This is a genomic window from Allofournierella massiliensis (genome assembly GCF_004345265.1).
GTDB lineage: Bacteria > Bacillota > Clostridia > Oscillospirales > Ruminococcaceae > Allofournierella > Allofournierella massiliensis.
In genome coordinates this window covers 19,848-44,526 of record NZ_SLUM01000004.1, presented here as the reverse complement: position 1 = coordinate 44,526, position 24,679 = coordinate 19,848, and the positions used below count along the sequence as shown (strand labels likewise).

The window sequence follows — 24,679 nt, the reverse complement described above, 5'->3', positions numbered from 1 at the left end:
CTCCCTGCAAAGGAACCGCCCGCCTGAATTCATTGTCTTATGCGTTGACCGCAGCCTTTTCGCCCCGGCGGAACAGCACCCGGAACACCAGGCGCACCAGCGGGCCGGCAAGGAACACCTGCCAGCACAGGGCCATAGGGAAATTCATCACCGCGGTCTGCAGCCAGACGGCCACAATCTGGCTGCCGGGATTCTTGAACAGGATGGTGGCCACCAGACTCATCATGGGGCACATCAGGCAGACGATCATGCAGGAGATGGCCAGAATCACAAAGACCGGCTTATCCAAACCGGGGGTGACCAGACGGAAGGCCATCTTCTGGGACAGGCGCTCCACCACAAAGAACTCCAGAATGAAGGCCACCGGCCACATAATGACCATCTCGCCAAAGGCCATGACAAAGACCTGATTGCTCATGCCGCCCACATTCAAAGCAATGTTGTAGCAGATCATGGCATAGACCATCACAAAGGCCATCATCAGGGTAAAAATAACATTTTCCAGTTTGGTTTTCGGCATAACGAATACTCCTCCACATTGTTTTTTCGGATGTTTGTGTGTCCGCAACGCTGTGTTGTTCGTTAGCCGTGCAGGCCGCGAAAGCGGGGCTGCTCCGGTGTCGTTTCCAATAAAACCAAACGTTCTGCGCGCCGCCCGTTTTTGGGCAGCGTCGACTATGGTACCACATTTTCGCCCTCGCTGCAAGTCTTTTTTTGCTGGACAGCACCGTTTCTGCTCTCTATAATATGGAAATAATACAGGAAATCGAAACGGAGGCCGCGCAAATGAACCATTCCCCTTTTCCCATTCTGGAATTTGACCCGGACCGCCGGGCCAAACTCTGCCCGGAGCAGCCCGACGCTCCCCTGCTGCCGGAAAAATGCGTGATCACCTTCTTCCGGGAAGCACTGGAGGAGCTGGTGCGGGAACAGAACCTTTCCCCCATCGCCCATCTTCATTCCGAAATTGTGGATCTGCCCATCTACCGGCTGGAGCGGCGTGGCGAGCCGGTATGCGTCGCTCTTCCCTTTGCCACCTCGCCGGGTGCGGTCTGCACACTGGAAGAGCTGCATGCACTGGGTGCAGAGAAATTCGTGGTCTGCGGCGGCGCCGGCTGCCTGACCCCCGGCCTTGAGCTGGGGCGGATCATCCTTCCGGTGAGCGCCGTGCGGGACGAGGGCGCCTCCTACCACTATCTGGAGCCCGGCCGGGAAGCCGCCTGCCCCGCCGAGGGCCTTGCCGCCGCCCGCCGGGGACTGGCGGCGCTGGGGGTTCCGGTGCTGGAGGGCAAGACCTGGACCACCGACGCCCTGTACCGGGAAACCGAGGGCAAAATTGCCCGCCGGGCCGCCGAGGGCTGCCTGACAGTGGAGATGGAATGCGCGGGCTTTTTCGCCGCGGCCCAGTTCCACGGTCTGCCGCTGGCCCAGCTGCTCTACGCGGGCGACGATCTGAGCACCGACACCTGGGACAGCCGCGGCTGGGATCGGCAGCACACCGTGCGCCGCAACCTGCTGGAAACCGCACTGGATCTGGTCACTTATTTTTAAACAACGCAAAAAAATGCCGCCTGAAAACCCAGGCGGCATTTTGTTATGTTCTGCTTATTTGCGCTGCCCCTTGAACACCTCAATCTCGGTGGCGGGCAGCTCATGGCGGAATTCCCGCTCGGTGCGCTTCAGGTTGCCGCAGATGCAGGTCTCCTCGCCCCGGGCATCCAGCGGCATGTAGTAGCCGCAGGTGGTGCAGCGGACATACAGGCCGGGCTTGCGTTTAAACTCCTTGGCAAAAAAGCCGGTGGCCTTGGGGCCATGGCCCACGTAGGTAAAATTCATCTTCGCCTTCAGCTCTTCCTGCTGTTTGCGGATCTGCTCCTCGTTCACATTCCAGTTCGCCAGCATATACGGTTCTCCTTTTCTTTGTGATACCTGCTTGTGCCTGTTTGATGATCAATCCAGGAAATCCCGCAGCTTCTTGGAGCGGCTGGGGTGGCGCAGCTTGCGCAGAGCCTTGGCCTCAATCTGACGGATACGCTCACGGGTAACCTCAAACTCGTGGCCCACCTCTTCCAAGGTGCGGGGACGGCCGTCCTCCAGACCAAAGCGCAGGCGCAGCACCTTTTCCTCACGGGGGGTCAGGCTGCCCAGCACGGCGGACAGCTGCTCCTTCAGCAGGGTATGGCTGGCAGCCTCGGCGGGCACGGGGGCATCCTCATCGGGGATGAAGTCGCCCAGATGGCTGTCCTCCTCCTCACCGATGGGAGTCTCCAGGCTTACCGGCTCCTGGGCCACACGCATGATCTCGCGCACCTTTTCCACGGGCATGTCCAGCGCCTCGCTGATCTCGTCCGCGGTGGGCTCGTGGCCATTCTGGTGCAGCAGCTGGCTGGACACCTTCTTCACCTTGTTGATGGTTTCCACCATGTGCACCGGGATACGGATGGTACGGGCCTGATCCGCGATGGCGCGGGTGATGGCCTGCCGGATCCACCAGGTGGCGTAGGTGGAGAACTTGAAGCCCTTGGTGTGGTCGAACTTCTCCACTGCCTTGATCAGACCCAGGTTACCCTCCTGGATCAGATCCAGGAACTGCATGCCACGGCCCACATACCGCTTGGCGATGGACACCACCAGACGCAGGTTGGCCTCGCTCAGGCGCTGCTTGGCCCGCTCGCCCTTGCGGATGGCGGTTTCCAGATTGCGCAGCTCGATGCGCTGTTCGGTGGGCAGCGCATCCTTGGTCTGGGTCAGCCAGATGCGCTTCTCATCGCTGGAGAGCTCCTTGTTGTCCTCGATCTCGCAGATCTTGGCGAACTTTTCCTTCTTTTCCTCAATGGCCTTGTTGCCGTCCAGAATGTCCAGCGCCAGGCGAATTTCCTCGTCGCCGCTGAGCAGAGGCACCCGGCCAATCTCCTTCAGGTAGACCTTGACCGGATCGTCGATGGCAACGCCCTCGGCAGACAGGGCGTTCTCGAACATATCCACGCTGTCCTCGGTGAGGGTAAAGTTTTCGGAATCGGCGTCCGGCTCATCCACGATCTCCACATTGTGGCCTTCCAGCGTCTCATACAGCTTGTCGATCTGCTCCACGTCGAAGCCGGTTTCCTCAATGGCGTCGTTGATCTGCTTGGTGGTCAGCTTGCCGTTGCGCTTGCCGGTCTCGATCAGTTCGCGGATGGTGATTTTCTTTTCTGCCATATCTTTTACTTCCTCCTGGTTTGGATACATTTGGACTTTTTGACCTGTGTAATATGTAATTCTGCCGGGGTTTACGCCTTCTGGCGTCGCAGCCCGGCAAGGTAATCTTCCAGTTCCTGGCCGCTCATGCGGGCGGCTTCGGTGCTTTTGGGGGCGCTCTGCTGGATGCGGTTCAGATACATCTCCACATCCCGCGGGCCGATGCCCACATCGTAGTTGCGGGCCAGCAGATGGGAGATCCGGTTCACGGTATCCTCCGGCAGCTGGGTAGCCAGAGCGGTCAGATCCGGCCGGATGCCCTGGGCCCTGCAGCGCAGGATGGCCCGGTAGGCCTCCCCCATGTCCTCCATGAGGAACTGCTCGGGGGCAAGGCGTTTTTCCACCGTGGAGATGAAATCCGGGTTTTTGACCATGGCCGCCACCAGCTGCTGCTCGGCACTGGCCACGCCCAGAGCCTTCTCGCTGTTCATGGTGTTGTAGGGCAGCTTGATGTCCGACCCCAGCCCCTGATTCAGCAGATCCCGCTCAAACTGGCGCTGCTTTCGGCGTCGGCCCGCCTTCACCGCGGCATCCAGCTGGTTCAGAATTGCCGCCTTGGCCACGTCGGTTTCCTCCGCCAGTCGTCCGGCGTAAATGTCCCGCTCGGTGGGCGAAACGCCGTCGGCCAGAATGCGGATGACCTCCTTGATGTATTCCACCCGATCCGCCGCCCGGGTGATGTCGTATTTGCTCCTCACCTTCTGGATCTTGTACTCAATGGCATTGCTGGTGCCGTTGAGCAGCCGTTCGAAGGCGTCCCGCCCGAACTTTTTGATGAATTCGTCCGGGTCCTTGGCGTTGGGAATGTTCAGCACCGATACCTTCACCGGGCTTTCGCTGAACAGGCCCAGACTGCGGGCGGTGGCCTTCTGGCCCGCCTCGTCCGAGTCGTAGCAGAGCACCACCTCGTCGGCGTACTCGGCCAGCAGCCGCACCTGCTCGGCGGTAAGGGCGGTGCCGCAAGCGGCCACCGCCGTATCGAACCCGGCCTGATGCAGGCTGATCACGTCCATATAGCCTTCGCACAGAATGTAGCGGCGGCTGGTGCTCTTTTTGGCAATGCTCAGCGCGAACATGGCCTTGCTCTTTTTGTAGACCAGCGTTTCCGGGCTGTTGATATACTTGGGCTTCTCGTTGCCCAGCACCCGCCCGCCGAAGGCAATCACGTTGCCCCGCAGGTCGAAGATGGGGGTCATCACCCGCCCCCGGAAGGCGTCGTACACGTTGCCCTTTTCGCTGCGCTTTTCCACGCCGGCGGCCAGCATCTCCTCTTCGGTGAAGCCCTTGGCCCGCAGGTGCATGCGCAGCGCCCGGAAGTCATTGGGCGCATAGCCCAGGCCGAACCGCCGGATGGTGGAGTCGGACAGACCGCGCCCCCGCCAGTAGGCCCGGGCAGCAGCAGCTTCTTCGGTGGGGGCATTCAGCTGCTCGTAGAAAAAGCGGGCGGTCTCCTTGTTCACCGAGAGCACCCGGCTGCGCAGCCGGCCCACCTTGTCGTCCTCCTCGGGCATGGGCATGCCGGCCCGGCCCGCCAGATACTTGACCGCCTCCACATAGTCCAGATTGTTGATCTTTTTGATGAAGGTGATCACGTCGCCGCCCGCTCCGCAGCCGAAGCAGTAGAAACTCTGGGTCTCCGGGTAGACCACGAAGGAGGGTGTCTTTTCGCTGTGGAAGGGGCACAGCCCGGTGTGGGTGCGGCCCCGGTGGCGCAGCTGCACATAGCTGGCCACCACGTCGGTGATGTCATTGCGGCGCACCACTTCCTCCACATATTCATGGGGAATCACAGGCAGCCCCTCCTTTCCGGGTCAGGAATATCGGGCGGCAAAGCAGCCCTTACAGAACGTGCCACTTGCGGGGCACGAAAAAGTCTTCAAAGGTGCGGATGGCGAACTCGTCGCTCATGCCGCTGATATAATCGGTGACCGCCCGATCCACCCCTTCCTGATAAGCAATCTGCAGAAAGCCTTCCGGAAGCAGGTCGATGTGGGTGCTCAGCCGCTCGTACAGCCCGCCGATCACCCGCTCCACCTTTTCCTCCTCCTTCTTGGCGGTCTTATCCACATAAACAGTGGAGTACATGAAGGAGTGAAGCGCCTCGTAGGCCTCGCCCACTTCCGGGCTGAAGGCCAGCTGGGACTGGCTGCTGTGAGCCACCAGATCGGCAATCAGGGTGGTAATACGCCGGCTCTTGGTGTCACCCAGCACCTCCACCACGTCCCGGGGCAGCTGCTCCGGGCGCAGCACACCGGCGGTGATGGCGTCCTCAATGTCGTGGTTCATATAGGCAATGCGGTCGGAATAACGCACCGCACACCCCTCCAGCGTGGCGGGCCAGGTGCCCTTGGTGTGGCACACCAGGCCGTTGCGCACCTCCCAGGTGAGATTCAGGCCGGTGAAGCGGCGCTCCAGCCGATCCACCACCCGCAGGCTCTGCTGATAATGGCGGAAACCATGGGGGCTCAGCTGGTTCAGCGCCCGCTCCCCCGCATGGCCGAAGGGGGTATGCCCCAGATCATGCCCCAGGGCAATGGCTTCGGTCAGATCCTCGTTCAGGCGCAGCGCCCGGGCAATGGTGCGGGCAATCTGATCCACCTCCAGCGTGTGGGTCAGCCGGGTGCGGTAATGATCCCCCTCCGGGGAAAGGAATACCTGGGTCTTTTGCTTGAGCCGCCGGAAGGACTTGCAGTGAACCACCCGATCCCGGTCCTGCTGATAACAGGTGCGCAGGGGGCAGGGCTCTTCCGGCCGCACACGGCCCCGGCTGCACTCAGCGAGTGCAGCGCCCGGCGCCAGAATCTGGCGTTCAATCTGCTCTGTGTGCTTCCGAATTTCGTCCATGGCATGTCCCTCCCCTGTGCTTCGCGCCCTCTGGCCGATACGTCTTGTAATAATATATACGACACAAAGGCCCAAAACCCTTTTTTCATTCTGTGAATTTTTTGCAAAAGCCCCAATTATTTTACGCCAAACGTCGCCCGGGGTGCATCAGAACGGGGTGTAGAAGGGCTGGGAGATACGGGGGGTCACCGCGCCGCGGCTCAGCTCCTGAAAAGCGGTGGGCAGGCCGGCTTCCTGCCCGGCAGGCAGAGTGGCGGTAAGGGTGACCTTGTCGGCAAAGACCGGCTCATCCACCTGCGCGCCCGCCCCCTGAAGCAGCAGCATCGCCCGCTCGTACAGCGAGTAGTCCACCTCCACGGTGAGCTTCACGCAGGAGCGCACAGTCACAATCTTCGCAGCCCGCAGGCCGCTGGCCGCGCTTTCGGTGTAGGCCCGAACCAGACCGCCGGTGCCCAGAAGAATACCGCCAAAGTAACGGGTCACCACCACGATGCAGTCGGTAAGGCCGGCATGCTGGATGCTCTCCAGCACCGGCAGGCCCGCGGTCTTGGCAGGCTCGCCATCGTCGGAATAGCGCATTCTTCCACCCTCCCGCAGCACATAGGCATACACGTTGTGCCGGGCGGTGCGGTGCTGGGCGCGGATGCTGTTCAGAAATTCCACCGCCTTTTCCTCGGTGTCGGCAAAGGACACATTGGCGATGAACCGGCTGCGCTTTTCCTCAATCTCGGCTGTGGCAGTTCCCTGAATGGTGCGATAGTCCTGCATGGGCGGCCCTCCCTCTTTTCTCATTTACAGACAACAAAAAAGGCGGTTTGAAACAAACCGCCTTTTTGGCTTTTGGATCTTACTTCTTGAGACCGAAACGACGGTTGAAGCGATCAACACGTCCGCCGGTGTCAACCAGTTTCTGCTTGCCAGTGTAGAAAGGATGGCACTTGGAGCAAACTTCAACGTGGATCTCAGGCTTGGTGGAACGGGTGTGGATGACCTCGCCGCAAGCGCAGGTGATGGTGCAGTCCACATAATTGGGATGGATGCCCTGTTTCATTCTTTTCACCTCTTTCTGGTTAATGACTAAGGGGGCCATGCTTGATACATGCGCCCATCACAACCTTCAATAGGAGGCCACCAGCATACACCATCCTGTGCGTATGGAGCGGCCGTCGGAACGATTGCCAAAATAGTATAGCACGCATGCTTTCAAAATGCAAGCTTTTTTGCTCTTTGCCTGCAAAAAAAACAGGAAGAACCCGGTTTGAATGGTTCTTCCCGTTTTAAAGCATTTTACAGTTCGTACTGTTTAGCTTAAATATTGCTGCCAGTACTCTTCCAGCGTAAGATTCTGCTCGGTCAGGAAGGAGGCCAGCTCCTTGCCCACATAACGCCAGTGCCAGGGCTTGAACTCCACGCCGGTGATCTCCTGCTTATCCTCCGGATAGCGCAGCACAAAGCCGTATTCCGCCGCATGCTCGCTGAGCCACTGATATTCCGGGGTCTGCACAATGGTCTCGGCATTCTTGGTCTGGCTGTACTGGGGCACCAGATCCACGGCAAGGCCGGTGTTGTGGTCCGACTCGTAAGCCTTCTGCTCCACCTGCTGAGCCTGCTGCTCCGCGGCAGCCTGATCCAGCCCCTGATTCAGCAGTGCCTGTACTTCCTGTTCATACAGCTGCTGCTGGCGGGTCGTGCTGCGGAAACCGGAAATAATCTTCAGCTGCAGCCCCGCTTCCTGAGCGGCCTGCTGCATGGCGAAGAAATCCTCCACAGCGTGGCTGTCCAGATAATAGCCCGCACCGTCAATGGCATCCGTCTGGGGATCAAACCCTTCGGGCAGCGGATTGCCCGGGCCGTTCAGCACCGCGAACCAGTCCTCTGCGGTCACCGCAGGGCCGGGCACCGGCGTGGGAGAAGGCTCTGCAGTCGGCTCGGCCGAAGCGCTGGCCGCCTGCGAAGATACCGGCTGGCTTTCCGGCTGCTCCCTCTTTCCAAACCTGCCGCCCCACAACAGGGCAGCAGCAATCAACACCGCCGCAATCAGAACCACCAGCACTGCAATCCAGATTTTCCGGCCGCCGGAACCGTTTCCTTCCGGCTCCGAACCGCCTTCCGCTGACCAGCGCACCTTCTGCGCCGGAGCTGCAGTCTGCGCAGCACTCTGCTGCATTTTTTTCTCCTCTTCCGGAGTAAAATATTTCATCTCATGCGGCATGGTTTACCCCCCTCGTGCCGTTTTGTGCGGGATTTCTTACACTTCCTCCCGCTCTTCCTTCTCCCGGCGGTAGACCATGCGATACTGCTTGAGCCCCGCACGCCAGGCGATGGCCAGCGCAATTACCACCACTGCATAGATCAGTGCGAAGTAGAAAAATACTTCAACCGCGCCGTGTGTGTAGGACGCTACCAGCATCTTCAGAGTCTCCGGCTTCAGATTCAGCCGGTCCATCCGAATCAGCCCGTTAAACAGCAGCGGAACCACCACACTGAACAGCACCGCTGCGGAAAAGGCGTTAATGCACCAGCGCAGCCGGGCCGCGCCGGAAGGCTGCAGCCGCATCAGCAGCACCAGTGCGATCACGCAGACCACCGCCAGCACTGCAAACCCGATCCATACCATCTGGGTGATGCGCGCCATATAAGGTGCAATGTAGGGCGCCACGATCAGCTGCACGTAGTTGTCGTAGTCCACCTGACAGCCGCTGGCCATCTCCTGCACCGCCTCGCGGATCTCGTCCGTCAGCTGAATGCCCCGCTCCTCCAGATTGTTTTCGATGGCTTCCACTGCCGCTTCGGCCACCTCCGGATGGGCGATCAGGCGCCGGTCTCCCTGATACAGGGCTTCCACCGCCCGGAACATGTCCTGCTGGATCTGATCCTCGGTCACAATGCTGGTCATCACTTCCTGTGGAATGCCGCCCGCATTGCCGTAGCTGATGTAGTTTTCGTTCAGCTGCTCCAGCGTGGCCTGGCAGAAACCGCTCTCCAGCACCTGGCTGCGCAGATAGCGGGAATTGCATACGGTACACGCCACAACACCCAGCACCGTGAGCAGCACCAGCAAAAAGCTGAGCACCCATGCCACCGCTCCGGTAATCACCGGGCCGGCAGCATTTCTGCGGATTTTTTTCTGTTTCATCCTTTGCCGCCTCCCTGTTATTTGCTCTTGTCGATCATCGGACCGGACACATACTCCGCGTACACAAAGTAACGCTGGGGCGTGAAGCCGAGTGCGTCAAAGGGGTAGCAGGTATACAGAATCAGGTTTTCGTCCGTGCGGGTGAAATCGTAGGTGGTGGCATCCTGATAATCGGCCACCTTCATCTCGGTTACCCGGTACACATAGCTGCCGTAATGAGTATCGATGTGGATCAGGCTGCCCTCTTCCACATCCTGCAGGCCATTGAAAAAGGTGTTGTTATGGCCCGCCAGCAGCACGGTCTTGCTCTCGCCGGGGATACCCGCGCCCGTAGAATCCGCATAGGTTGCCACGCCCCGGTTCAGCTCGCGGGTGGAATCGCCGTAATACAGCGGCGCATCCACGCTGGTACCCTCAATGGTAATCTGACCATACTGGTCGCCCTTCGTGGGATACACCAGCTCACTGTACGGCACCGTGGTGGCATTTTCAATGCTGTTTGCCAGCTCCTCATACAAATTGGCGGGCTGGCTTTCTTCCTCCTTGCTGAACATGTAACGGGCAAGCCCCACATAGGGCCCTACCGTGGGAATGGCAGCCAGATACAGCACCCCTGCAGTAAGCGCGGCAAACAGTACCGGCACCCCCACAAAGCTGAGCATTTTGCGCCAGAGCGGCGCTTTGGGCCGGGAAGGAGCCGGACGGACAGGCCGGGAATCGTCCGGCCGATGATATACGGGCATTTGGATAGCCCCCTTTCAAGAGATGCTTGCCCTGCACTTCCCGTTCTGAGCGGCAAGCCGGCAGTGGCAAATGTATATCAAAAGGCAAAAAACCTTTATAAAACACAAAAAACAAGGAAAGTTAGCACAACGGGTTCCTTTCCTTGTTCGCGGGCAAATTATGTGGCAAACACATCATTTGCCTTGTTCGAGTGATTACTCACCCAGCTTGCGAGCCTTCACAGCAGCAGCGCCCAGAACGGAAGCCACAGCCAGAGCCACAACAGCGGCGCCGGTGGTGTTCAGGCCGGTAGCCTTGATCACGCCAGCGGTGGAAGCAGCAGCGCCGGAGGTGGCAGCAGTAGTGCTGTCAGCCTTGCTGGAGCTGTCGGTCCACTCGGGAGCACGGTCAGTGTTGGCAACAGTGGTCTTGGAAGCGGTGATGGAAACACCACCAACCTTCACTTCAGCCTTAACGGTGGCAGAGCCATCCAGGTTCAGCTGAACAGAAACATCGCCAGCCTCAACGCTGTTGTTGCCGGCAGCAGCCTTCATCTCAGCCAGGGCAGTGTCCACGATGTTGCCGATCTCAGTCTGGCTGTTAGCAGTCTGCAGAGCAGCCTGAGCCTTCTCAGCGGCAGCCTTAACAGCAGCCACATCAACGCTGGCGGAATCGGTCAGACCGTCGATCGCAGCGTTCACCTGAGCCATGTCAACACCGTAAGCAGCAGCCTGGTTGGAGTACTCAGCAGCCTTAGCCTTCAGCTCGTCCTTGGTGTAACCAGAACCAGCAGCGAAAGCGGAGGTAGCCATAGCAGCAGCCAGAGCCAGAGCAGCAACGGTAGAAATAACCTTCTTCATTGGTATCGTCCTCCTTTCCCAAATATTTATATAACGCGGAATATCCGCGCTATATCAAATGGAATTCAGAACCACCGGCCGAACAGTTTCTTCGGTTTGGCGGCATCCCGGAGCTGGGGTTCCAGCCCGGCAAACACATCCGCGCCGTTCTGGCGCAGATAACGCACCGTGTCGGCGCCCTGCCAGCTTTCGACCTTCTGCATGGCCGGGCCGATGAGAGGCGGGCGCTTGTCCACGGAATGGGTATCGGTAGACAGCACGTGAACGAGCTGCCACCGCAAAAACTTTTGAATCATCGCCTGCCGGCTGCCGGCACGCATGATGCTGCTGGCATTCACCTGAGTAACCGCTCCGGCATTGACCAGATCGAACAGGCGGGTGGGATCACTGAGCATGTAGGGGTATCGCTCCACATGGGCCAGCAGCGGCGTGATGCCCTGCAGCCCCAGGTTGTAGAAAATATCCTTGGCCCAGGTGGGGTAAAACATGGGGGAAAATTCCACCAGCAAATACGGCGTATCCTGCAAAAGCAGCGGATCCAGATCCAGCTCCAGCAGATCGGAGCTGAAGAACACTTCCGCGCCCAGCTTCAGCTTGACCGGAAGGCCTTCTCTGCTTACCGCATCCTGCAGAATCGCAAAGGACTCTGCCCGGCGCTGCGTGAATTCCTCCACGCTGGTGCGTTCGGCATTGAAGTGCGGCGTGAGGGCAATCTCATCCACTCCCTGCTCCAGCTGCCGCCGGATCAGCGCCAGGGAGTCGTCCACGGTCTGTGCGCCGTCGTCAATTCCCGGCAGGATGTGGCTGTGAAGGTCCGTCATGGGGCCGCTCTCCTTTATCTCTTATTTATAATAGCCGTATTCGTAGGAATAGTAGTAGCCGGTATCGCGGCTGGTGCTCTTCAGATCAAAGCCGTTGAGCACGGCACCAATGATGTTGGCATTGGCCGCCTCCAGGTTTTTCTTGGCCAGCTGCGCCGACTCGATGGTGGCGTTCGCGTGGCCCACCACAAAAATCACACCATCGGCCAGTGCGCTCAGCACCGCTGCATCGGTAACCACCGATGCGGGAGGAGTATCCATAATGATGTAGTCATACTGAGCAGACAGGCTGTCCAGCATTTTGCCCATGCGGGCACTGCCCAGCAGCTCCGCAGGGTTGGGCGGGATCACACCGGCAGTGATTACGTCGATGTTCAGATCGCTGAAATGCACAATCACATCCGCGGGGGTTGCCTCACCGCTGAGCACGTTGGTCAGGCCGCTGGCCCGGCGGGTGATGCGCAGATATTTATGCATGACCGGCTTACGCAGGTCACAGTCGATGATCAGCACCTTCTTGCCGTTTTCCGCCAGCGAGATGGCCAGGTTGATGGCCACGTTGCTCTTGCCCTCACCGGGGATCGAGCTGGTGATCACCAGCCGGCGATAGTTGTTGCTGGCAGCCATGAAATTGATGTTGGTGCGCAGGGTCTTATACGCCTCCACATACTGGAAAGGAGCGTTTTTCGAGATGATCTGCAGCTTGCGGTTGATGGGCTGATCTTTTTTCTTTTTCTTTCCCAGAGCGGGCAATTTGAAAGCCATCGATCAGTCCTCCACTTCCACCTGCGGAATGACGCCCAGTACGGTAAAGCCCAGATGCTTCTGGATATCGTCATCCGTTTTAAAGGTATTGTTCAGCATTTCCTTCAGGAAAATAAAGCCCACGCTGGCCACCAGACCCAGCAGGCCGGCAATGGCAGTGTTCATGGTCTTGTTGGGCGAAACCGGGGCATCCCCCACACGGGCATCCGAGATGACCTTTACGGAACCGGCTTCCACCGCCTCCTGAATCACATCGGGGGCGATTTCCACAATTTTACCCACAATAGCCTTGGCCTCGGCAGGGTTTTCATCCTGCACCGAGATCTGCATGACCTGGGTGGAGTCCACCGCAGACACGCTTACCCGGTCGGCAAGCTGCTCATAGGTCATATCCAGGCCCAGCTCTTCGATTACCTGATCCAGAACCGTGTCGCTCTTTACGATGATACCGTAGGTCGCCACCAGATTCTTGGCGGTGGTCAGCATATCGTTGGTCAGGTTGGTGCTGGTCTGGCTCTGCTGCGAGTTTACGATCATGGTGGCACTGGCCTGATACTGCGGAGTGATCAGGAAATTGGTAACCAGAAAGCCCACAATAGCGCACACGATGGTGCTTGCCACAATGGCCAGCAGATTATTTTTCAGCATGAAAAATATTTCACGCAGGTCTATGGTCTCGTATTCTTGCTCCACAGTCTTTCCCCCAGTAATTGATAAAAAAGGACTTTTTTGCCCTATTAAAAACGTCATTTTATTCGGATGGTTAAGAATTTATTTGAAACCATTCGACGACGCTTTAAAGTATATCACAAACGTTTTTGGCCTGCAAGGCAAAAGATATTTTTCGTAAACTCGCATAAAGGATTTCCGTCCATGGATTTATTCTTTAGATAAATTCATACCAGGTTTGTCACCAAGTGCATATTTTCTCCCTGAATCAGGATATTTTTCCCTTAAACGGAACCATTCCTGCCAGATTTTCCCCTCTCAGGTCACCCGTTTCCGGGCGCAGAAAGGGGGGAGCGCAGCTTCCTGCGCTCCCCCGCTGTAAAACCGATGACCGTATTCGCTCATGCAGCCGGTTCCGCAGTGGGCTCCGGCGTTGCCGCCGCACCGGCTGTATCCGTCTGGGCAGCCTGATCGCCGCCCTCTGCTCCATCGGTCTGTCCGTCCGTTCCCTCATCCGTCTGGGCGGTTCCGTCGCCCTGTCCGGTATCGCCTTCGCCGGCCGGCTCTGTCTGCGCGGAATCGGACGCAGCGGAATCCGAAGCTGTGATGGATCCGGGCGACCAGGTGGGCCGCAGGCTGCCATCCTCCAGCTGATGGGATACATCCAGCGTGCCCTGCTCGGTATCGCCAATCCCCTTGCCGTCCTCATTGTGCAGCAGATAGGCGGCAAATTTGAGCTTATAGTCCAGATTATTAAAGGTACCAAGCAGCACCTTGGCCCGGTTCTGATAGATAAAATACAGCTCATTGGCTTCCCCGAACTGGATGCTGGTGCAGTCATCCTTCAGCTCATAGGTCCAGAGCAGCGCCAACAGCCGGTTCACATCCTCCAGGGGATCGTGCCCGTTCTCTTCGCCCGTTGACGAAGAAGAGGTGGACGCTGTGCTGGAAGTCTGGCTGGAGGAAACACCGGAAGCCGCCGGTGCGGGCGTCGCCGTGGCGTTGGGGGTGGCCAGCTTCAGATAGTAACCGGCCACAGGAGCTTCAATATCCAGCCCCAGCAGTGCGGGCAGGCCTTCGGGCTGCGTTTCCCCAATGGCCATAATCTTGAGCCCGTCGCTCAATGTGAGCCATCCGCTGTCTGACTGGGCACACCAGGTTTCCACCGCAGGTTCCACCCGAATCACCAGCGTGCTGGGCAAGCGACGGCGAATCTCCACCCGTTCCAGATAAGGCAGACTTACCACCATGCTTTTTTCCTTCTGGGCGGCGGAGAACTGGAACATATTTTCACCCACCGGCACACCCAGTGCCCCAAGAATTGCGTCCTCGGTATAAATGCCGGTATTCGCCGGGGTGCTTCCGTCCATATTTTCAATGCGGAAGGTCTCCACCTTGAACAGCACCGTGAGCGAGAGAACCACACCGATGCCCACCACCAGAAGCCCCAGAAATGCCATGAGCAGATTTCGGCGGCGACGGCGGCGGCGAAGCTCGCTGTGCGTCAGCCGCCGGGGCGGCCTTACCCGGGCAGCCGTATGTTGACCGGGATAAGGCTGTTCACTGTGGGGATACTGCTGCGTTCCGTGGGGATACCGGGTGTTCTGCCGCCGGTAATCGGGCTGCGGTGCCGAACCCTGCCGCTGCCGGGCCGTCCGGTTTACCGGCTGGGGTTCTCTGCGCCGGGAACCGGTCTGGGGGGCCGGGCGGGTCTGCTGCTGTCGCCTGCCGCCGTCCACAGCCTGAACGCGCCGGGCGCTCTGGCCGCTGTTCTGCGCAGGCTGCCGACCTGAATTTCGCCTGATCTGCCGTTTCGCCACCGGCTCCCCTCCTTTCTTTTGTATTATTTTCCTGAATTATTACTTTTCGTTATTTTTCTTTGCCTTTTCCAGCCCCATCAGCTGGGCCAGTTTTGCCCAGATCTTATCCAGACTGTGAGGCTCGGCCAGGCGCTGGGCATTGCTTCCCATCTGAGCCAGGCGTCTCGGCTGGGCCAGCAGCTCCTCCACCATGGTAATGAGCTTTTCGCCGGTGAGATCCTTTTCCTCTACCACCAGCGCGGCTCCGGCCTTCTGCAGCTCCAGCGCGTTGTAGTACTGATGGTTCTCGGCCACATTGGGGCTGGGGATCAGAATCGCCGCACGGCCCACCGCCTCCAGCTCGGCCAGTGTGAGCGCGCCTGCCCGGCTGATCACCAGATCCGCCGCGGCCAGCAGCTCGGGCATGTTGTTGATGTACTCGCTGACCACCAGATTTTCATTATAGGAAAAACCCTTTTCACTGGCCAGATTTTTGAACAGCTCCACGCCCCGGCTGCCGGTGGCGTGCAGATGCAGGATGTTGCGGGGCTGCTTCTGCTCCCAGGCGGCCAGATCGGCCACCACCTCGTTGATGCGTCGGGCACCCAGACTGCCGCCGAAGCTCAGGATCACGGTGCGATCCCCTGCGTTCAGTTTGGCGCGGGCGGCGGTGCGATCCTGCTGGAAGATTTCCGGCCGCACCGGGTTGCCCACCACCGTGGTCTTTTGGGGTGCGCCCAGCTTTTCCACCGCTGCGGGCACGGCGGCAAAGATTACATCCACATCCTTTGCCAGCAGCTTGTTGGTCACACCGGGGAAGGCGTTCTGCTCATGGATGGCGGTCTTGATGCCCATTTTGGCAGCGCAGCGCACCACCGGGCCGCTCACATAACCGCCGCAGCCGATCACCAGATCCGGCTGCACCTGCCGCATCATAGCCTTTGCCCGGGGCCCGGACAGAGCCAGATGCCACACCGCCTCGATGTTACGCAGGATATTTTTCGGGGTCAGGCTCCGCTGGATACCGTTTACCTCGATGTGATGGAACGGATAGCCCGCCTGCCCCACCAGCTTATACTCCATGCCCGCCTTTCGGCCGGCAAAATGAATCTCGGCATCCGGGCAATGCTGCTTGATAGCGCCCGCAATGGCGAGTGCCGGGTTGATGTGGCCGGCAGTGCCACCGGCTGCGATCAATACGCGCATGATAAGCACCTCCTTCAAAACATTAAGGGATCAGCGGCGGAAACGTGCATAGGGATCCTCTTCCTCCCGGGCACGCTGCGCCTGCTTTTCCTGTTCGGCCGCGGCTTTTTCGTCGGCCTTCTTCCGGTTGCCTGCCCGGCACACACTCATCACCACACCCATCTGACCCAGCAGCATCAAAAGGCTGGTACCGCCGGAGGAGAAGAAGGGCAGGCTGATGCCGGTGTTGGGGATGGTGTTGGTCACCACCGCCACATTGAAGAGGAACTGGAAGCTGATCTGGGCAATACAGCCCACCACCAGCAGACTGCCGAACCGGTCGGGCGCGTTCCATGCAATCACAATCCCCTGCACGATCAGCAGAAGGAACAGCAGGATGCAGATTACCGCGCCCACAAAGCCCAGCTCTTCGCACAGGATAGCGAAAATAAAGTCGTTCTGGGCCTCGGGCAGCCACATGTGCTTCTGTACACTGTTGCCGATGCCCACCCCGAACAGTCCGCCGGAACCGATGGTGTACAGGCTCTGGCCGGTCTGGCGGGTGGAGTCCTGCATATCCGAGAAGGGCTGCAGCCAGCCCTGAAGGCGTTCCGCCACATAGCCGCCGCGGGTAACCAGCAGCAGGGAAATGAGAGTAACCGCCACGCCGCCCGCCAAAAAGAACCAGCGCAGCAGCGCGCCGCCCACCAGCATGATGGACGCGGCAATGCAGCACATCAGGATCATGGCGCTGTGGTGCGGCTCCAGAAGAAGCAGCAGCAGAATGGGCGCCAGCAGAACGCCGGGAAGCAGAATGCTCAGCTTCAGGTTCTGCATGGGGCCCGCACCGGGAAACTGGCCCTCAATCCGTTTCTGATACCGGGCAAACAGATGGGCCAGCAACAGAATCAGAGCAAATTTTGCAATCTCACTCACCTGAATGGTGGGCAGACCGCTCACGTTGATCCACCGGCGGCAGCCCTTGATGGGCGGCATGAACAGCACCACCACCAGAAGCCCCAGTGTTACAAAATACAGCGGCCAGGCAAACCGGCGCAGCCAGTGGTAATCCACCCGGGAGATGAGCAGTGCCGCCGCCAGACCCACAATTGCGTAAAGTGTCTGGGGGCCCACATATTCATAACTGTTGCCGAACTTGTTCAGTGAGGTGGCGTAGCTGGCGCTGAACAGGATGATCAGGCCGAACACCTGCAAAATGATCAGGTTGGCAAGGAAAGCTCCGTTCAGCTTGCCGGGATGCTTGTAGAACATCCGCACCGGGGCCTGGCTTGCCTGCCGGGCCTGCCGGGCGGCGCGGCGCATCTGCTCCGCCCGCTGCCGCGTGGCAGACTGTGAACCCGGTGCGCGATAGGTCTGGCGGGCCGTACCGCCGTGCCGTGCCATATCGGTCATGGCCACAGACCTCCTTTTTCAGGGGTACTCAGGCTGCGGAAGCAGCCTGGCAAAGGGATGAAATCAATAATAGAAATAGGCAAAGGTCAGCCCCAGCACAACAAACAGGGCCTCCAGTGCACTGAAGCTCGCGTCGATCTTCACCTCGCTCCAGCCACGCATCTCGAAGGAGTGGTGGATGGGGGTCATCTTGAAGATGCGCTTGCCGTGGGTCAGCTTGAAGTAGGTCACCTGAATCACCACGGTGGCCGCCTCCCAGATGTAGACCGCACCGAAGAAGAACAAAATCTCCGGCCGGCCCATGGCATAGCCCAGACCGGCAACCGCGCCGCCCAGGAACATGCTGCCGGTATCGCCCATGAAGGTCTTGGCCGGGTAGAAGTTCCAGATCAGGAAACCGGCCAGCGCACCGGCCAGGGCCGCCGGCAGAATGGACATCACAAACTGGCCCAGGAAGCTCACCAGTGTCAGGAAGCCCAGCATGGACACAAAGGTCACGCAGGAGCACAGGCCGTCGATGCCGTCGGTCAGGTTCACCGCGTTCACCACACCGATGATCAGAATATAGGACAGCGGGTAGAACAGAATCCCAAAATCCACCATGCCGAAGAAGGGCAGGGTGATGCTGGTGCTCAGGGTACCGTTCATCCACAGCCCGGCCAGCAGCGCAGTGGTCACCAGCAGCTGGCCAACGATCTTCTGCCAGGCCCGCAGACCCAGATTACGCTTTTTTACCACTTTGATGAAATCGTCCAGAAAACCGATCAGGCCAAAGCCGAAGGCGGAGAAGATGGCCAGATACAGGCCCCGGGAATCCGGGCCGCCCATCAGCTCGGGGCTGCCGTGCAGCAGGCTGGTGAGGGCCAGGCAGACCGCGAATACGGTGCCCAGAATGAAGCACAGACCGCCCATGGTGGGGGTACCCTGCTTTTTGTTGTGCCAGGTGGGGCCGATCTCCTTGATGGTCTGCCCGAAGTGCAGCTTATGTAAAAACGGAACAATGAACAGACCGGAGACCGCCGAGATCATAAAACCGCAGGCGGCCGCCAGAATCAGCGCGTAACGTGCCATAGTTTGATTCTCCTCTTAATCGTTTGTTTGGGCTTCGGCATACAGCATCTGAAGCACCTGCTCCAGCCGCATGCCCCGGCTGCCCTTTGCCAGCAGCGCGTCGCCGGGAGCCATCCGGCTCTTCAGTGCCTGCGCCGCTTCTTCGTGGGTCTGGCAGCGGGTCACCGCAAGGCCCGCCTTTTCCGCCTCATCGGCCGCAAACCGGCTGGCGGAGCCCAGTGTGACCAGATGGGCCAGGCCGCTTTGTGCCGCCCAGCGCCCCACCTGCCGATGGGCCTCTTCCTCAATGGAGCCCAGCTCCAGCATATCGCCCAGCAGTGCGAACCGCCGGCCCTTGCAGGGATATTCCCGGAACATGTTCAGGCTGGCGCGCATACTGTCCGGGCTGGCGTTGTAGCAGTCCTCAATGAACACCCGGCCACCGTTTTCCACCACCTTCTGGCGCATGCCGGTGGTCTGGTAATCCGCCAGAGCCGCCGCGCAGCGGGCCGCAGCCAGCCCCATGCGGGTGGCGGCAGCGTAGGCGGCCAGCGCGTCGTACACGCTGTGCAGCCCCAGCGCGGGGATGGTCACTGCAAAGCTGCCGTGCTCCCGATCCTCCAGCGTGAAGGCCATGCCGTTTTCCAGCGTCTTCACCTCCACCGCACGCACATCCGCCTCCGGTGCGTCCATGCCATACCAGACCGGGCGCAGACGGTCGGGAATCATCCCCTCCCGCCGGGCCATCTGCAGATACTCATCGTCCGCGTTCAGGGCCAGCGGCGCGCCGTCCGGCAGGCCGGTGCAGATTTCCAGCTTTGCTTTCAGGATATTCTCCCGGCTGCCCAAACTTTCCAGATGGCTCACACCAATGCAGGTGATCAGCCCTGCGCCGGGCCGGGCGGCCCGGCTGAGCCGCTCGATCTCGCCCAGGGCGCTCATGCCCATCTCCACCACCGCATACTCGGTATCGTCGGAAAGGCGGAACAGGGTGTTGGGCACGCCGATCTCGTTGTTCTGATTGCCTTCGGTCTTAATGGTACGACCAAAGGCGCTGAGAATGGCGTAGCAGAATTCCTTGGTGGTGGTCTTGCCCACGCTGCCGGTGACCCCGATCATTCTGGGGTGAAACAGCATGCGGTAGTTGGACGCCATGCGCACCATGGCGTGGTGGCTGCTGGGGCAAAGCACCAGCTTTTTCTCGGGAACACCCTCCAGCGGATGGTTGGCCACCACATAGGCGGCCCCTTCCGCCACTGCCTTTGCGGCAAAGTCATGGCCGTCCACCCGCTGGCCGGGGAAACATACGAACACGCAGCCCGGGCACACAGCCCGGCTGTCCGTCACCACGGCGGTGATGGTTTCGCTGCCCACCGAACCGGCCTCGGCCAGCCCGGCAAGCAGCATCTTTGCAGGGATCGGCTGCATTGCAACTGCCTCCTTTTGTGTTGTTTGCGCCCGGCAGATTGGCCGGGCGCCTTCCTGTTTTGTTTATCGCGGCAATCAGCCCTCGCCGGTTCCGTCCGTCCCGGCGTCTGTTCCGGAATCCGAGGACGCCGCGTCTGTGGACGCACTGGTGTCCTGCGTCGGGTCGGCCGCAGCCGCAGTGGTGATGGTCACCACCGTGCCCATGGGCGTCTCGGTGCCCGCGGTCACATCCTGACTGGTCACCTGACCGTTCTCGTCACCGCTGATGCGCACATTCAGGCCGGAGCCTGCCAGCATCTGGCTGGCCAGCGCCGCACTCTTTCCGGTCACATCCGGCACCGTTGTTTTGGTGTATTCGGTGCTGTCGGTATACAGATACACCGTGGTACCCGCGGCCACCTTGGTGCCCGCCTCCGGGTACTGGGCCAGCACTGTGTCGCCGCTGCCCACCTTCCGGTGAGCCAGGCCGATCTTGTTCAGCTCCACCTGGGCCAGATCCCACTGGCTGTAGCTGGGATTGTTGGGAGTCACCAGATTGGGCACGGTCACATCGCCGCTGGGCAGCAGGCTCTCATCCATTTCGATGCCCAGATAGGGGGCCACCTCGCTGATGATATTGCCGATCAGCGGGGCGCTCAGCATGGAGCCGTACTCGGTTTCCGCGTGGGGTTCATCCACGAAGGCCAGAATGGCAATCTGCGGATCGTCCACCGGCAGCACCGCCAGGAAGCTGGAAACCTTCTCGTAGGTTCCATCCTCCCGCTTCTCCTGATCCAGCTTTTCACTGGTACCGGACTTGCCGCCGATGTGGTAACCCGCCACATAGGCGTTGCGGCCGGCGGCGCCCGCGGCACCGTAGTCCACAACGCCCTCCATCATATGCAGCACCTGCTGGGAGACCTCCTCGCTGATGACCTGACGCTTGATGGCGGGCTCGGTCTGCTGCACCACATTGCCCTCCTGATCCACGATCTTATCCACAATGTAGGGCTGAACCAGATAGCCGCCGTTGGCGATGGCCGCCACTGCAGTGATCATCTGGATGGGGGTCACCTTCTGGGCCTGACCGAAACTGGTGGACGCCAGGTCGATCAGGGACATGCTGTCCTCCGGGTGGTAGGAGATGCCCGCGTATGGGGCCTGCTCCGCCGGCAGGTCGATGCCGGTCTTTTCGGTAAAGCCGAAGGCATTGTAGTAGTCCGAGAAGGTTTCAATGCCCATCTTCAGGGCTTCCTGAATGGTGGCAATGTTGCAGCTGTTATACAGCACCTTGCCCATATCCTGCCACTGATGGGCCGCGCCCTCAGCGCAGGTATAGCTCTTGGTGTTGGGCAGCACCTGATAGCTGCCGCCGCAATAGTAGGTGGTGCCGGGCGTGCTCACACCGGAATCCAGTGCGGCGGAGGTGGTGATCAGCTTGAACACCGAGCCGGGGGTATACAGGTCGGTAATGGCCTTGTTCTTCCACTGGCGCTGGCGTTCCTGGCCCTGCACCTGGGTGTATTCCTCATCGGACAACCCCTCCAGCAGGGCAGCCCGCTCCGGATCGTAGATGGTCATGGGGTCGTTGGGGTCAAAATCCGGCTTGGTGGCCATGGCCAGAATCGCACCGGTGTTCACATCCATCACGATTACCACGCCGCGCTCGGATACGTTGTTCACCTTCACCGAGTTTTCCAGATATTTTTCCGCAATGGCCTGAATGTTGGCATCCAGCGTGAGCACCAGACTGTTGCCGTCCTGCGCGGGATATTCCTCCCGCTCGTCGTTGGCAATTTCGGCGCCCAGACCGTTCTTGATGCTCACCAGACGGCCGGGGGTACCGGCCAGCGTTTCTTCATAATAGGCTTCCAGCCCATAAAAGCCGTAACCGTCTGCATGCATGAAGCCCAGAACGCTGGCGGCAAACGCCCCGTAGGGATATTCCCGCTTGGTGTCCTGCGTGACGGTGATGGGCAGACTGTTCTCGCTGGCGTATTCCTTGATCTGGTCTGCGATGGGCTTATCCACCTGCCTGGCCAGCACCTCGTACTGGCTCTCGGTGTCGATCAGCTTTTCGTACACCTCGTTCTCATCCAGACCCAGCATGCCGGCCACATCGGCGCTCACGGTGCGCACCCGCTCAGCCCGGCGCTCCTCGGCGGGGCGTTCATCGCCCTCTTCCGCCTTGGGGGCGCTGATCTGGCTGGGGTCGGCAGCGATGGTCCACACGATGCTGCTCTTGGCCAGCACCTTGCCGTTGGCGTCGTAGATCTGGCCGCGGGTGGGGGTCACGGCCACATCCTTCAGCTGCTGGTTGGCAGCCTGGATGCGGTATTCATCGTGCATGGCGATCTGCAGCCAGGCCAGGCGGCCGATCAGAATCGCCGCACCGGCCGTGAACGCCCCCGCCAGAAGCCAGTAACGCAGCAGGCTGCGCCTGCTCTTTTTCTTCTGGGGATCCTGTGGCCCGTTTTGCGGATTGTTCATTCTTGCCATGGCAGTATTTCCTTAGTTTGCTTCAAAGTCATTCGCCGCACAAAAAAGGGGGATGATTTTGGTCGAAGCCCCCTGATAATCGAAAAAGCGTGCGCGGCGGCACGCTTTTTCCATTTGCGGTCAGGGATCCAGGTGATCCATCAGGCGCAGAAATCCGTTGTTCAGCAGATCCAAAACGCGCTGCCAACCGCTCTCCGGCCGCTGGATGGTGCTCTCGTTTTCCAGTGTCACATAGGTGATCTGGCTTTTGTCCAGCTTCATCAGCCCAAGCTGCGCGGCAATCTGCTCCACGTTTTTCAGGTTGGTCTTGCTGTCCAGCACGCCGGAGAGATAGTTGTAATCGCTCTGGGCGTTGACCAGCTGCTGGTTGGTTTTCTGGATCTGGGTGGTCAGCTGGGTAATGGTGGCCTGGCTTTGCAGCAGGCCCACGGTAAGCATGGCCATCACGCAGCTTACCGCAACCGTTTTACAGGCCTGAGCGCTGATCTTCATGGCCTGCTTTTTGCCCCGTACTGCCTGCATTCTTGGCTTTACGTCCAGTGGCCGGTCCGCAAAGCGCTCCAGTTCATAGGCCGCCTGTGCCATGCGCGCTCACCTCCTTTTTGGTTCCTTGCGTTTTTGGTTTCCCGGCTCCCCTTTGCCGGTGCGGGCGAGGGTTACTCGCCCAGCTTTTCAATGACCCGCAGCTTGGCGGAACGGCTGCGCCGGTTTTCCTCCAGCTCAGCGGCCGTTGCCTCAATGGGCTTGCGGGTAATGAGCTTTCCTTTTGCCTTGCCCCCGCACACACAGACCGGATATTCCAGCGGGCAGGTGCAGGCGGTGGCCCACTGGCGGAATTTGTTCTTCACCAGCCGATCCTCCAGCGAATGGAAGGTAATGATGGCGAAGCGCCCGCCGGGAGCCAGCAGATCAAAAATCTCATCCATGCCCTGGCTGAGCACGTCCAGCTCGCTGTTCACCGCGATGCGCAGTGCCTGAAAGCTGCGCCGGGCGGGATTTTTATCCTTGCGGCGCACCGCCGGGGGCAGCGCGCTGGCAATGGCGTCGGCCAGCTGCAGGGTGGTTGCGAAGGGGGTTTCCTCCCGGCGCTGCACAATGCGCCCGGCAATGGCCCAGGCATAGGGCTCCTCGCCGTATTCCCGCAGAATGCGGGCCAGCTCTTCCCGGCTGGCGGTGTTCACCAGATCCGCGGCGGTGGGGCCGCTCTGGCTCATGCGCATATCCAGCGGCGCGTCCTGCCGGTAGGAAAAGCCCCGGGAGGCGTCGTCCAGCTGGTGGGAGGATACCCCCAGATCCAGCAGGGCGCCGTTGATTTTTTCAATGCCCAGTCCATACAGGGCGCTGCGGGCGTTGCAGAAGTTGGTCTGCACCAGCGTGGCGGGCAATCCCTCCAGCGCCTTGCCCGCTGCCTCGATGGCATCCGGGTCCTGATCCAGACTGACCAGCCGGCCGGTGGTAAGCCGCCGGGCGATCTGACTGGAATGGCCGCCGCCTCCGGCGGTTCCGTCCAGATAGATGCCGGTCGGATCGATGGCCAGCCCCTCCAGACATTCGTTTAAAAGCACGGGGATGTGGCTGAATTCCATGTGCGTTCCCCCTTATAGTTCCAGTTCTTCCATGGCGGCTTCCAGCTGCTCGCTGCCAAAGCCCGCCTGTTTTTCCTGCCAGGCAGCGGTGTCCCAGATTTCGGCGTGCTTGCCCACGCCGATGATGGTCACATCCTTCTGCAGGCCCGCGTGGGTGCGCAGGCTGGGCGAGATGAGCACCCGGCCCTGTTTGTCCGGAGTGACCTCGGTGGCCATGGCAAAGAGGAACCGCTGAATCTCGCGGGTCTTGACCATGCTCTTGCCCTGCAGCTTTTCGCAGATGAGCTGCCATTCGCTCTCCGGGAAGGCGACCAGACAGTTGTCCATCCAGCGGGTGATCACAAATACCTGACCCATCTGTTCCCGAAAGCGCGCCGGGAAATTCAGGCGGCCCTTTTCGTCGATGGCATAGTTGTACTCGCCCATCAACATACGGCGCCGCCCCCTTTCCGGTTTATGGGGCGGGGGATCTGCCCATCGGCTCCACCTGTGTGGAAAACTCTCCACTTTCCCCCACTTCTCCCCACTGTATCAATTATTATACGTTACACCCACTTTAATTGCAAGATATAGCGCCGAAAAAGAATCGTGAAAAATCTCGATGGAAAGCTGGTTTTTCGCGCTCTGACTGCATATTTTTCCTGTTTTGTGCATTCTTTCCGATCCGGAGCAAAATCCGGCCCTT

Annotated in this window: 24 protein-coding genes; 1 reads left to right on the top strand and 23 read right to left on the bottom strand. The window is 59.8% G+C overall.

The annotated features are described in order from the left end of the window. Nucleotides 1-37: 37 nt before the first annotated feature. Nucleotides 38-520: a DUF2798 domain-containing protein gene (locus EDD77_RS03095; protein WP_058965800.1), complete on the bottom strand. Its 483-nt coding sequence runs from the start codon at nucleotides 518-520 to the stop codon at nucleotides 38-40. Nucleotides 521-786: 266 nt separating this feature from the next. On the opposite strand from EDD77_RS03095, the gene EDD77_RS03090 reads away from it, so the two are divergent. After that, the gene (locus EDD77_RS03090; protein ID WP_058965798.1) at nucleotides 787-1,551 is read left to right on the top strand and encodes a nucleoside phosphorylase; all 765 of its coding nucleotides are present in this window, start codon (nucleotides 787-789) and stop codon (nucleotides 1,549-1,551) included. A 54-nt stretch (nucleotides 1,552-1,605) separates the two neighbouring features. Here EDD77_RS03090 and EDD77_RS03085 read toward each other — a convergent pair whose 3' ends face one another. The 22 genes from EDD77_RS03085 to mraZ form a co-directional block, all read right to left on the bottom strand. Then, a complete protein-coding gene (locus EDD77_RS03085; protein WP_058965797.1) occupies nucleotides 1,606-1,902 on the bottom strand; it encodes a hypothetical protein in 297 nt (98 codons plus the stop codon). Between the two features lie 48 nt (nucleotides 1,903-1,950). Beyond that, nucleotides 1,951-3,198, bottom strand: a complete 1,248-nt coding sequence (rpoD, locus tag EDD77_RS03080; protein ID WP_132587303.1) for an RNA polymerase sigma factor RpoD — start codon at nucleotides 3,196-3,198, stop codon at nucleotides 1,951-1,953. Between the two features lie 71 nt (nucleotides 3,199-3,269). Then, entirely contained in the window at nucleotides 3,270-5,027 is a 1,758-nt protein-coding gene (gene dnaG / locus EDD77_RS03075) for a DNA primase (RefSeq protein WP_058965793.1), read from the bottom strand. 49 nt (nucleotides 5,028-5,076) lie between these two features. Further along, the gene (locus EDD77_RS03070; protein ID WP_058965791.1) at nucleotides 5,077-6,081 is read right to left on the bottom strand and encodes a deoxyguanosinetriphosphate triphosphohydrolase; all 1,005 of its coding nucleotides are present in this window, start codon (nucleotides 6,079-6,081) and stop codon (nucleotides 5,077-5,079) included. Nucleotides 6,082-6,228: 147 nt separating this feature from the next. Next, the gene (locus EDD77_RS03065; protein ID WP_058965789.1) at nucleotides 6,229-6,849 is read right to left on the bottom strand and encodes an IMPACT family protein; all 621 of its coding nucleotides are present in this window, start codon (nucleotides 6,847-6,849) and stop codon (nucleotides 6,229-6,231) included. A 79-nt stretch (nucleotides 6,850-6,928) separates the two neighbouring features. Further along, nucleotides 6,929-7,132, bottom strand: a complete 204-nt coding sequence (rpmE, locus tag EDD77_RS03060) for a 50S ribosomal protein L31 (protein WP_058965787.1) — start codon at nucleotides 7,130-7,132, stop codon at nucleotides 6,929-6,931. A 252-nt stretch (nucleotides 7,133-7,384) separates the two neighbouring features. Beyond that, a complete protein-coding gene (locus tag EDD77_RS03055; protein WP_172733308.1) occupies nucleotides 7,385-8,248 on the bottom strand; it encodes a M15 family metallopeptidase in 864 nt (287 codons plus the stop codon). A gap of 81 nt (nucleotides 8,249-8,329) precedes the next feature. Beyond that, nucleotides 8,330-9,217, bottom strand: a complete 888-nt coding sequence (locus tag EDD77_RS03050) for a hypothetical protein (protein ID WP_058965783.1) — start codon at nucleotides 9,215-9,217, stop codon at nucleotides 8,330-8,332. A gap of 17 nt (nucleotides 9,218-9,234) precedes the next feature. After that, a complete protein-coding gene (locus EDD77_RS03045; RefSeq protein ID WP_058965781.1) occupies nucleotides 9,235-9,960 on the bottom strand; it encodes a class D sortase in 726 nt (241 codons plus the stop codon). Nucleotides 9,961-10,155: 195 nt separating this feature from the next. Continuing rightward, complete coding sequence (locus tag EDD77_RS03040; protein ID WP_058965779.1) at nucleotides 10,156-10,800, bottom strand: hypothetical protein; 645 nt, start codon at nucleotides 10,798-10,800, stop codon at nucleotides 10,156-10,158. A gap of 65 nt (nucleotides 10,801-10,865) precedes the next feature. Continuing rightward, nucleotides 10,866-11,621 carry a tyrosine-protein phosphatase gene (locus tag EDD77_RS03035; RefSeq protein ID WP_058965777.1) on the bottom strand — a complete coding sequence of 252 codons (756 nt, stop codon included), beginning with the start codon at nucleotides 11,619-11,621 and terminating at the stop codon, nucleotides 10,866-10,868. 21 nt (nucleotides 11,622-11,642) lie between these two features. Continuing rightward, entirely contained in the window at nucleotides 11,643-12,386 is a 744-nt protein-coding gene (locus tag EDD77_RS03030) for a CpsD/CapB family tyrosine-protein kinase (RefSeq protein WP_058965775.1), read from the bottom strand. A 3-nt stretch (nucleotides 12,387-12,389) separates the two neighbouring features. After that, the gene (locus tag EDD77_RS03025) at nucleotides 12,390-13,079 is read right to left on the bottom strand and encodes a YveK family protein (RefSeq protein WP_172733307.1); all 690 of its coding nucleotides are present in this window, start codon (nucleotides 13,077-13,079) and stop codon (nucleotides 12,390-12,392) included. A gap of 377 nt (nucleotides 13,080-13,456) precedes the next feature. Then, a complete protein-coding gene (locus tag EDD77_RS03020) occupies nucleotides 13,457-14,875 on the bottom strand; it encodes a cell division protein FtsQ/DivIB (RefSeq protein WP_058965771.1) in 1,419 nt (472 codons plus the stop codon). A 39-nt stretch (nucleotides 14,876-14,914) separates the two neighbouring features. Then, the gene (murG, locus tag EDD77_RS03015) at nucleotides 14,915-16,060 is read right to left on the bottom strand and encodes an undecaprenyldiphospho-muramoylpentapeptide beta-N-acetylglucosaminyltransferase (RefSeq protein WP_058965769.1); all 1,146 of its coding nucleotides are present in this window, start codon (nucleotides 16,058-16,060) and stop codon (nucleotides 14,915-14,917) included. Between the two features lie 30 nt (nucleotides 16,061-16,090). Next, the gene (locus EDD77_RS03010; protein ID WP_242868441.1) at nucleotides 16,091-17,452 is read right to left on the bottom strand and encodes an FtsW/RodA/SpoVE family cell cycle protein; all 1,362 of its coding nucleotides are present in this window, start codon (nucleotides 17,450-17,452) and stop codon (nucleotides 16,091-16,093) included. A 63-nt stretch (nucleotides 17,453-17,515) separates the two neighbouring features. Then, nucleotides 17,516-18,523, bottom strand: a complete 1,008-nt coding sequence (gene mraY, locus EDD77_RS03005; RefSeq protein WP_058965767.1) for a phospho-N-acetylmuramoyl-pentapeptide-transferase — start codon at nucleotides 18,521-18,523, stop codon at nucleotides 17,516-17,518. A 15-nt stretch (nucleotides 18,524-18,538) separates the two neighbouring features. After that, on the bottom strand, nucleotides 18,539-19,930 hold the full coding sequence (locus EDD77_RS03000; protein ID WP_058965765.1) for a UDP-N-acetylmuramoyl-tripeptide--D-alanyl-D-alanine ligase: 1,392 nt from the start codon (nucleotides 19,928-19,930) through the stop codon (nucleotides 18,539-18,541). A 75-nt stretch (nucleotides 19,931-20,005) separates the two neighbouring features. Then, a complete protein-coding gene (locus EDD77_RS02995; protein ID WP_058965764.1) occupies nucleotides 20,006-22,408 on the bottom strand; it encodes a penicillin-binding transpeptidase domain-containing protein in 2,403 nt (800 codons plus the stop codon). A 120-nt stretch (nucleotides 22,409-22,528) separates the two neighbouring features. Then, nucleotides 22,529-22,993 (bottom strand): hypothetical protein, encoded by a 465-nt coding sequence (locus EDD77_RS02990; RefSeq protein ID WP_058965763.1) that lies wholly within the window; start codon nucleotides 22,991-22,993, stop codon nucleotides 22,529-22,531. Between the two features lie 71 nt (nucleotides 22,994-23,064). Next, a complete protein-coding gene (gene rsmH / locus EDD77_RS02985) occupies nucleotides 23,065-23,994 on the bottom strand; it encodes a 16S rRNA (cytosine(1402)-N(4))-methyltransferase RsmH (protein ID WP_058965762.1) in 930 nt (309 codons plus the stop codon). A gap of 12 nt (nucleotides 23,995-24,006) precedes the next feature. Beyond that, nucleotides 24,007-24,426: a division/cell wall cluster transcriptional repressor MraZ gene (mraZ, locus tag EDD77_RS02980; RefSeq protein WP_058965761.1), complete on the bottom strand. Its 420-nt coding sequence runs from the start codon at nucleotides 24,424-24,426 to the stop codon at nucleotides 24,007-24,009. Nucleotides 24,427-24,679 lie beyond the last annotated feature (253 nt).

Coding starts and splice junctions, on each gene's coding strand:
- EDD77_RS03095 (WP_058965800.1), bottom strand. CDS start 520: ATGCCGAAAACCAAACTGGAAAATGTTATTTTTACCCTGATGATGGCC.
- EDD77_RS03090 (WP_058965798.1), top strand. CDS start 787: ATGAACCATTCCCCTTTTCCCATTCTGGAATTTGACCCGGACCGCCGG.
- EDD77_RS03085 (WP_058965797.1), bottom strand. CDS start 1,902: ATGCTGGCGAACTGGAATGTGAACGAGGAGCAGATCCGCAAACAGCAG.
- rpoD (WP_132587303.1), bottom strand. CDS start 3,198: ATGGCAGAAAAGAAAATCACCATCCGCGAACTGATCGAGACCGGCAAG.
- EDD77_RS03070 (WP_058965791.1), bottom strand. CDS start 6,081: ATGGACGAAATTCGGAAGCACACAGAGCAGATTGAACGCCAGATTCTG.
- EDD77_RS03065 (WP_058965789.1), bottom strand. CDS start 6,849: ATGCAGGACTATCGCACCATTCAGGGAACTGCCACAGCCGAGATTGAG.
- rpmE (WP_058965787.1), bottom strand. CDS start 7,132: ATGAAACAGGGCATCCATCCCAATTATGTGGACTGCACCATCACCTGC.
- EDD77_RS03055 (WP_172733308.1), bottom strand. CDS start 8,248: ATGCAGCAGAGTGCTGCGCAGACTGCAGCTCCGGCGCAGAAGGTGCGC.
- EDD77_RS03050 (WP_058965783.1), bottom strand. CDS start 9,217: ATGAAACAGAAAAAAATCCGCAGAAATGCTGCCGGCCCGGTGATTACC.
- EDD77_RS03045 (WP_058965781.1), bottom strand. CDS start 9,960: ATGCCCGTATATCATCGGCCGGACGATTCCCGGCCTGTCCGTCCGGCT.
- EDD77_RS03040 (WP_058965779.1), bottom strand. CDS start 10,800: ATGAAGAAGGTTATTTCTACCGTTGCTGCTCTGGCTCTGGCTGCTGCT.
- EDD77_RS03035 (WP_058965777.1), bottom strand. CDS start 11,621: ATGACGGACCTTCACAGCCACATCCTGCCGGGAATTGACGACGGCGCA.
- EDD77_RS03030 (WP_058965775.1), bottom strand. CDS start 12,386: ATGGCTTTCAAATTGCCCGCTCTGGGAAAGAAAAAGAAAAAAGATCAG.
- murG (WP_058965769.1), bottom strand. CDS start 16,060: ATGCGCGTATTGATCGCAGCCGGTGGCACTGCCGGCCACATCAACCCG.
- EDD77_RS03010 (WP_242868441.1), bottom strand. CDS start 17,452: ATGACCGATATGGCACGGCACGGCGGTACGGCCCGCCAGACCTATCGC.
- mraY (WP_058965767.1), bottom strand. CDS start 18,523: ATGGCACGTTACGCGCTGATTCTGGCGGCCGCCTGCGGTTTTATGATC.
- EDD77_RS03000 (WP_058965765.1), bottom strand. CDS start 19,930: ATGCAGCCGATCCCTGCAAAGATGCTGCTTGCCGGGCTGGCCGAGGCC.
- EDD77_RS02995 (WP_058965764.1), bottom strand. CDS start 22,408: ATGGCAAGAATGAACAATCCGCAAAACGGGCCACAGGATCCCCAGAAG.
- EDD77_RS02990 (WP_058965763.1), bottom strand. CDS start 22,993: ATGGCACAGGCGGCCTATGAACTGGAGCGCTTTGCGGACCGGCCACTG.
- rsmH (WP_058965762.1), bottom strand. CDS start 23,994: ATGGAATTCAGCCACATCCCCGTGCTTTTAAACGAATGTCTGGAGGGG.
- mraZ (WP_058965761.1), bottom strand. CDS start 24,426: ATGTTGATGGGCGAGTACAACTATGCCATCGACGAAAAGGGCCGCCTG.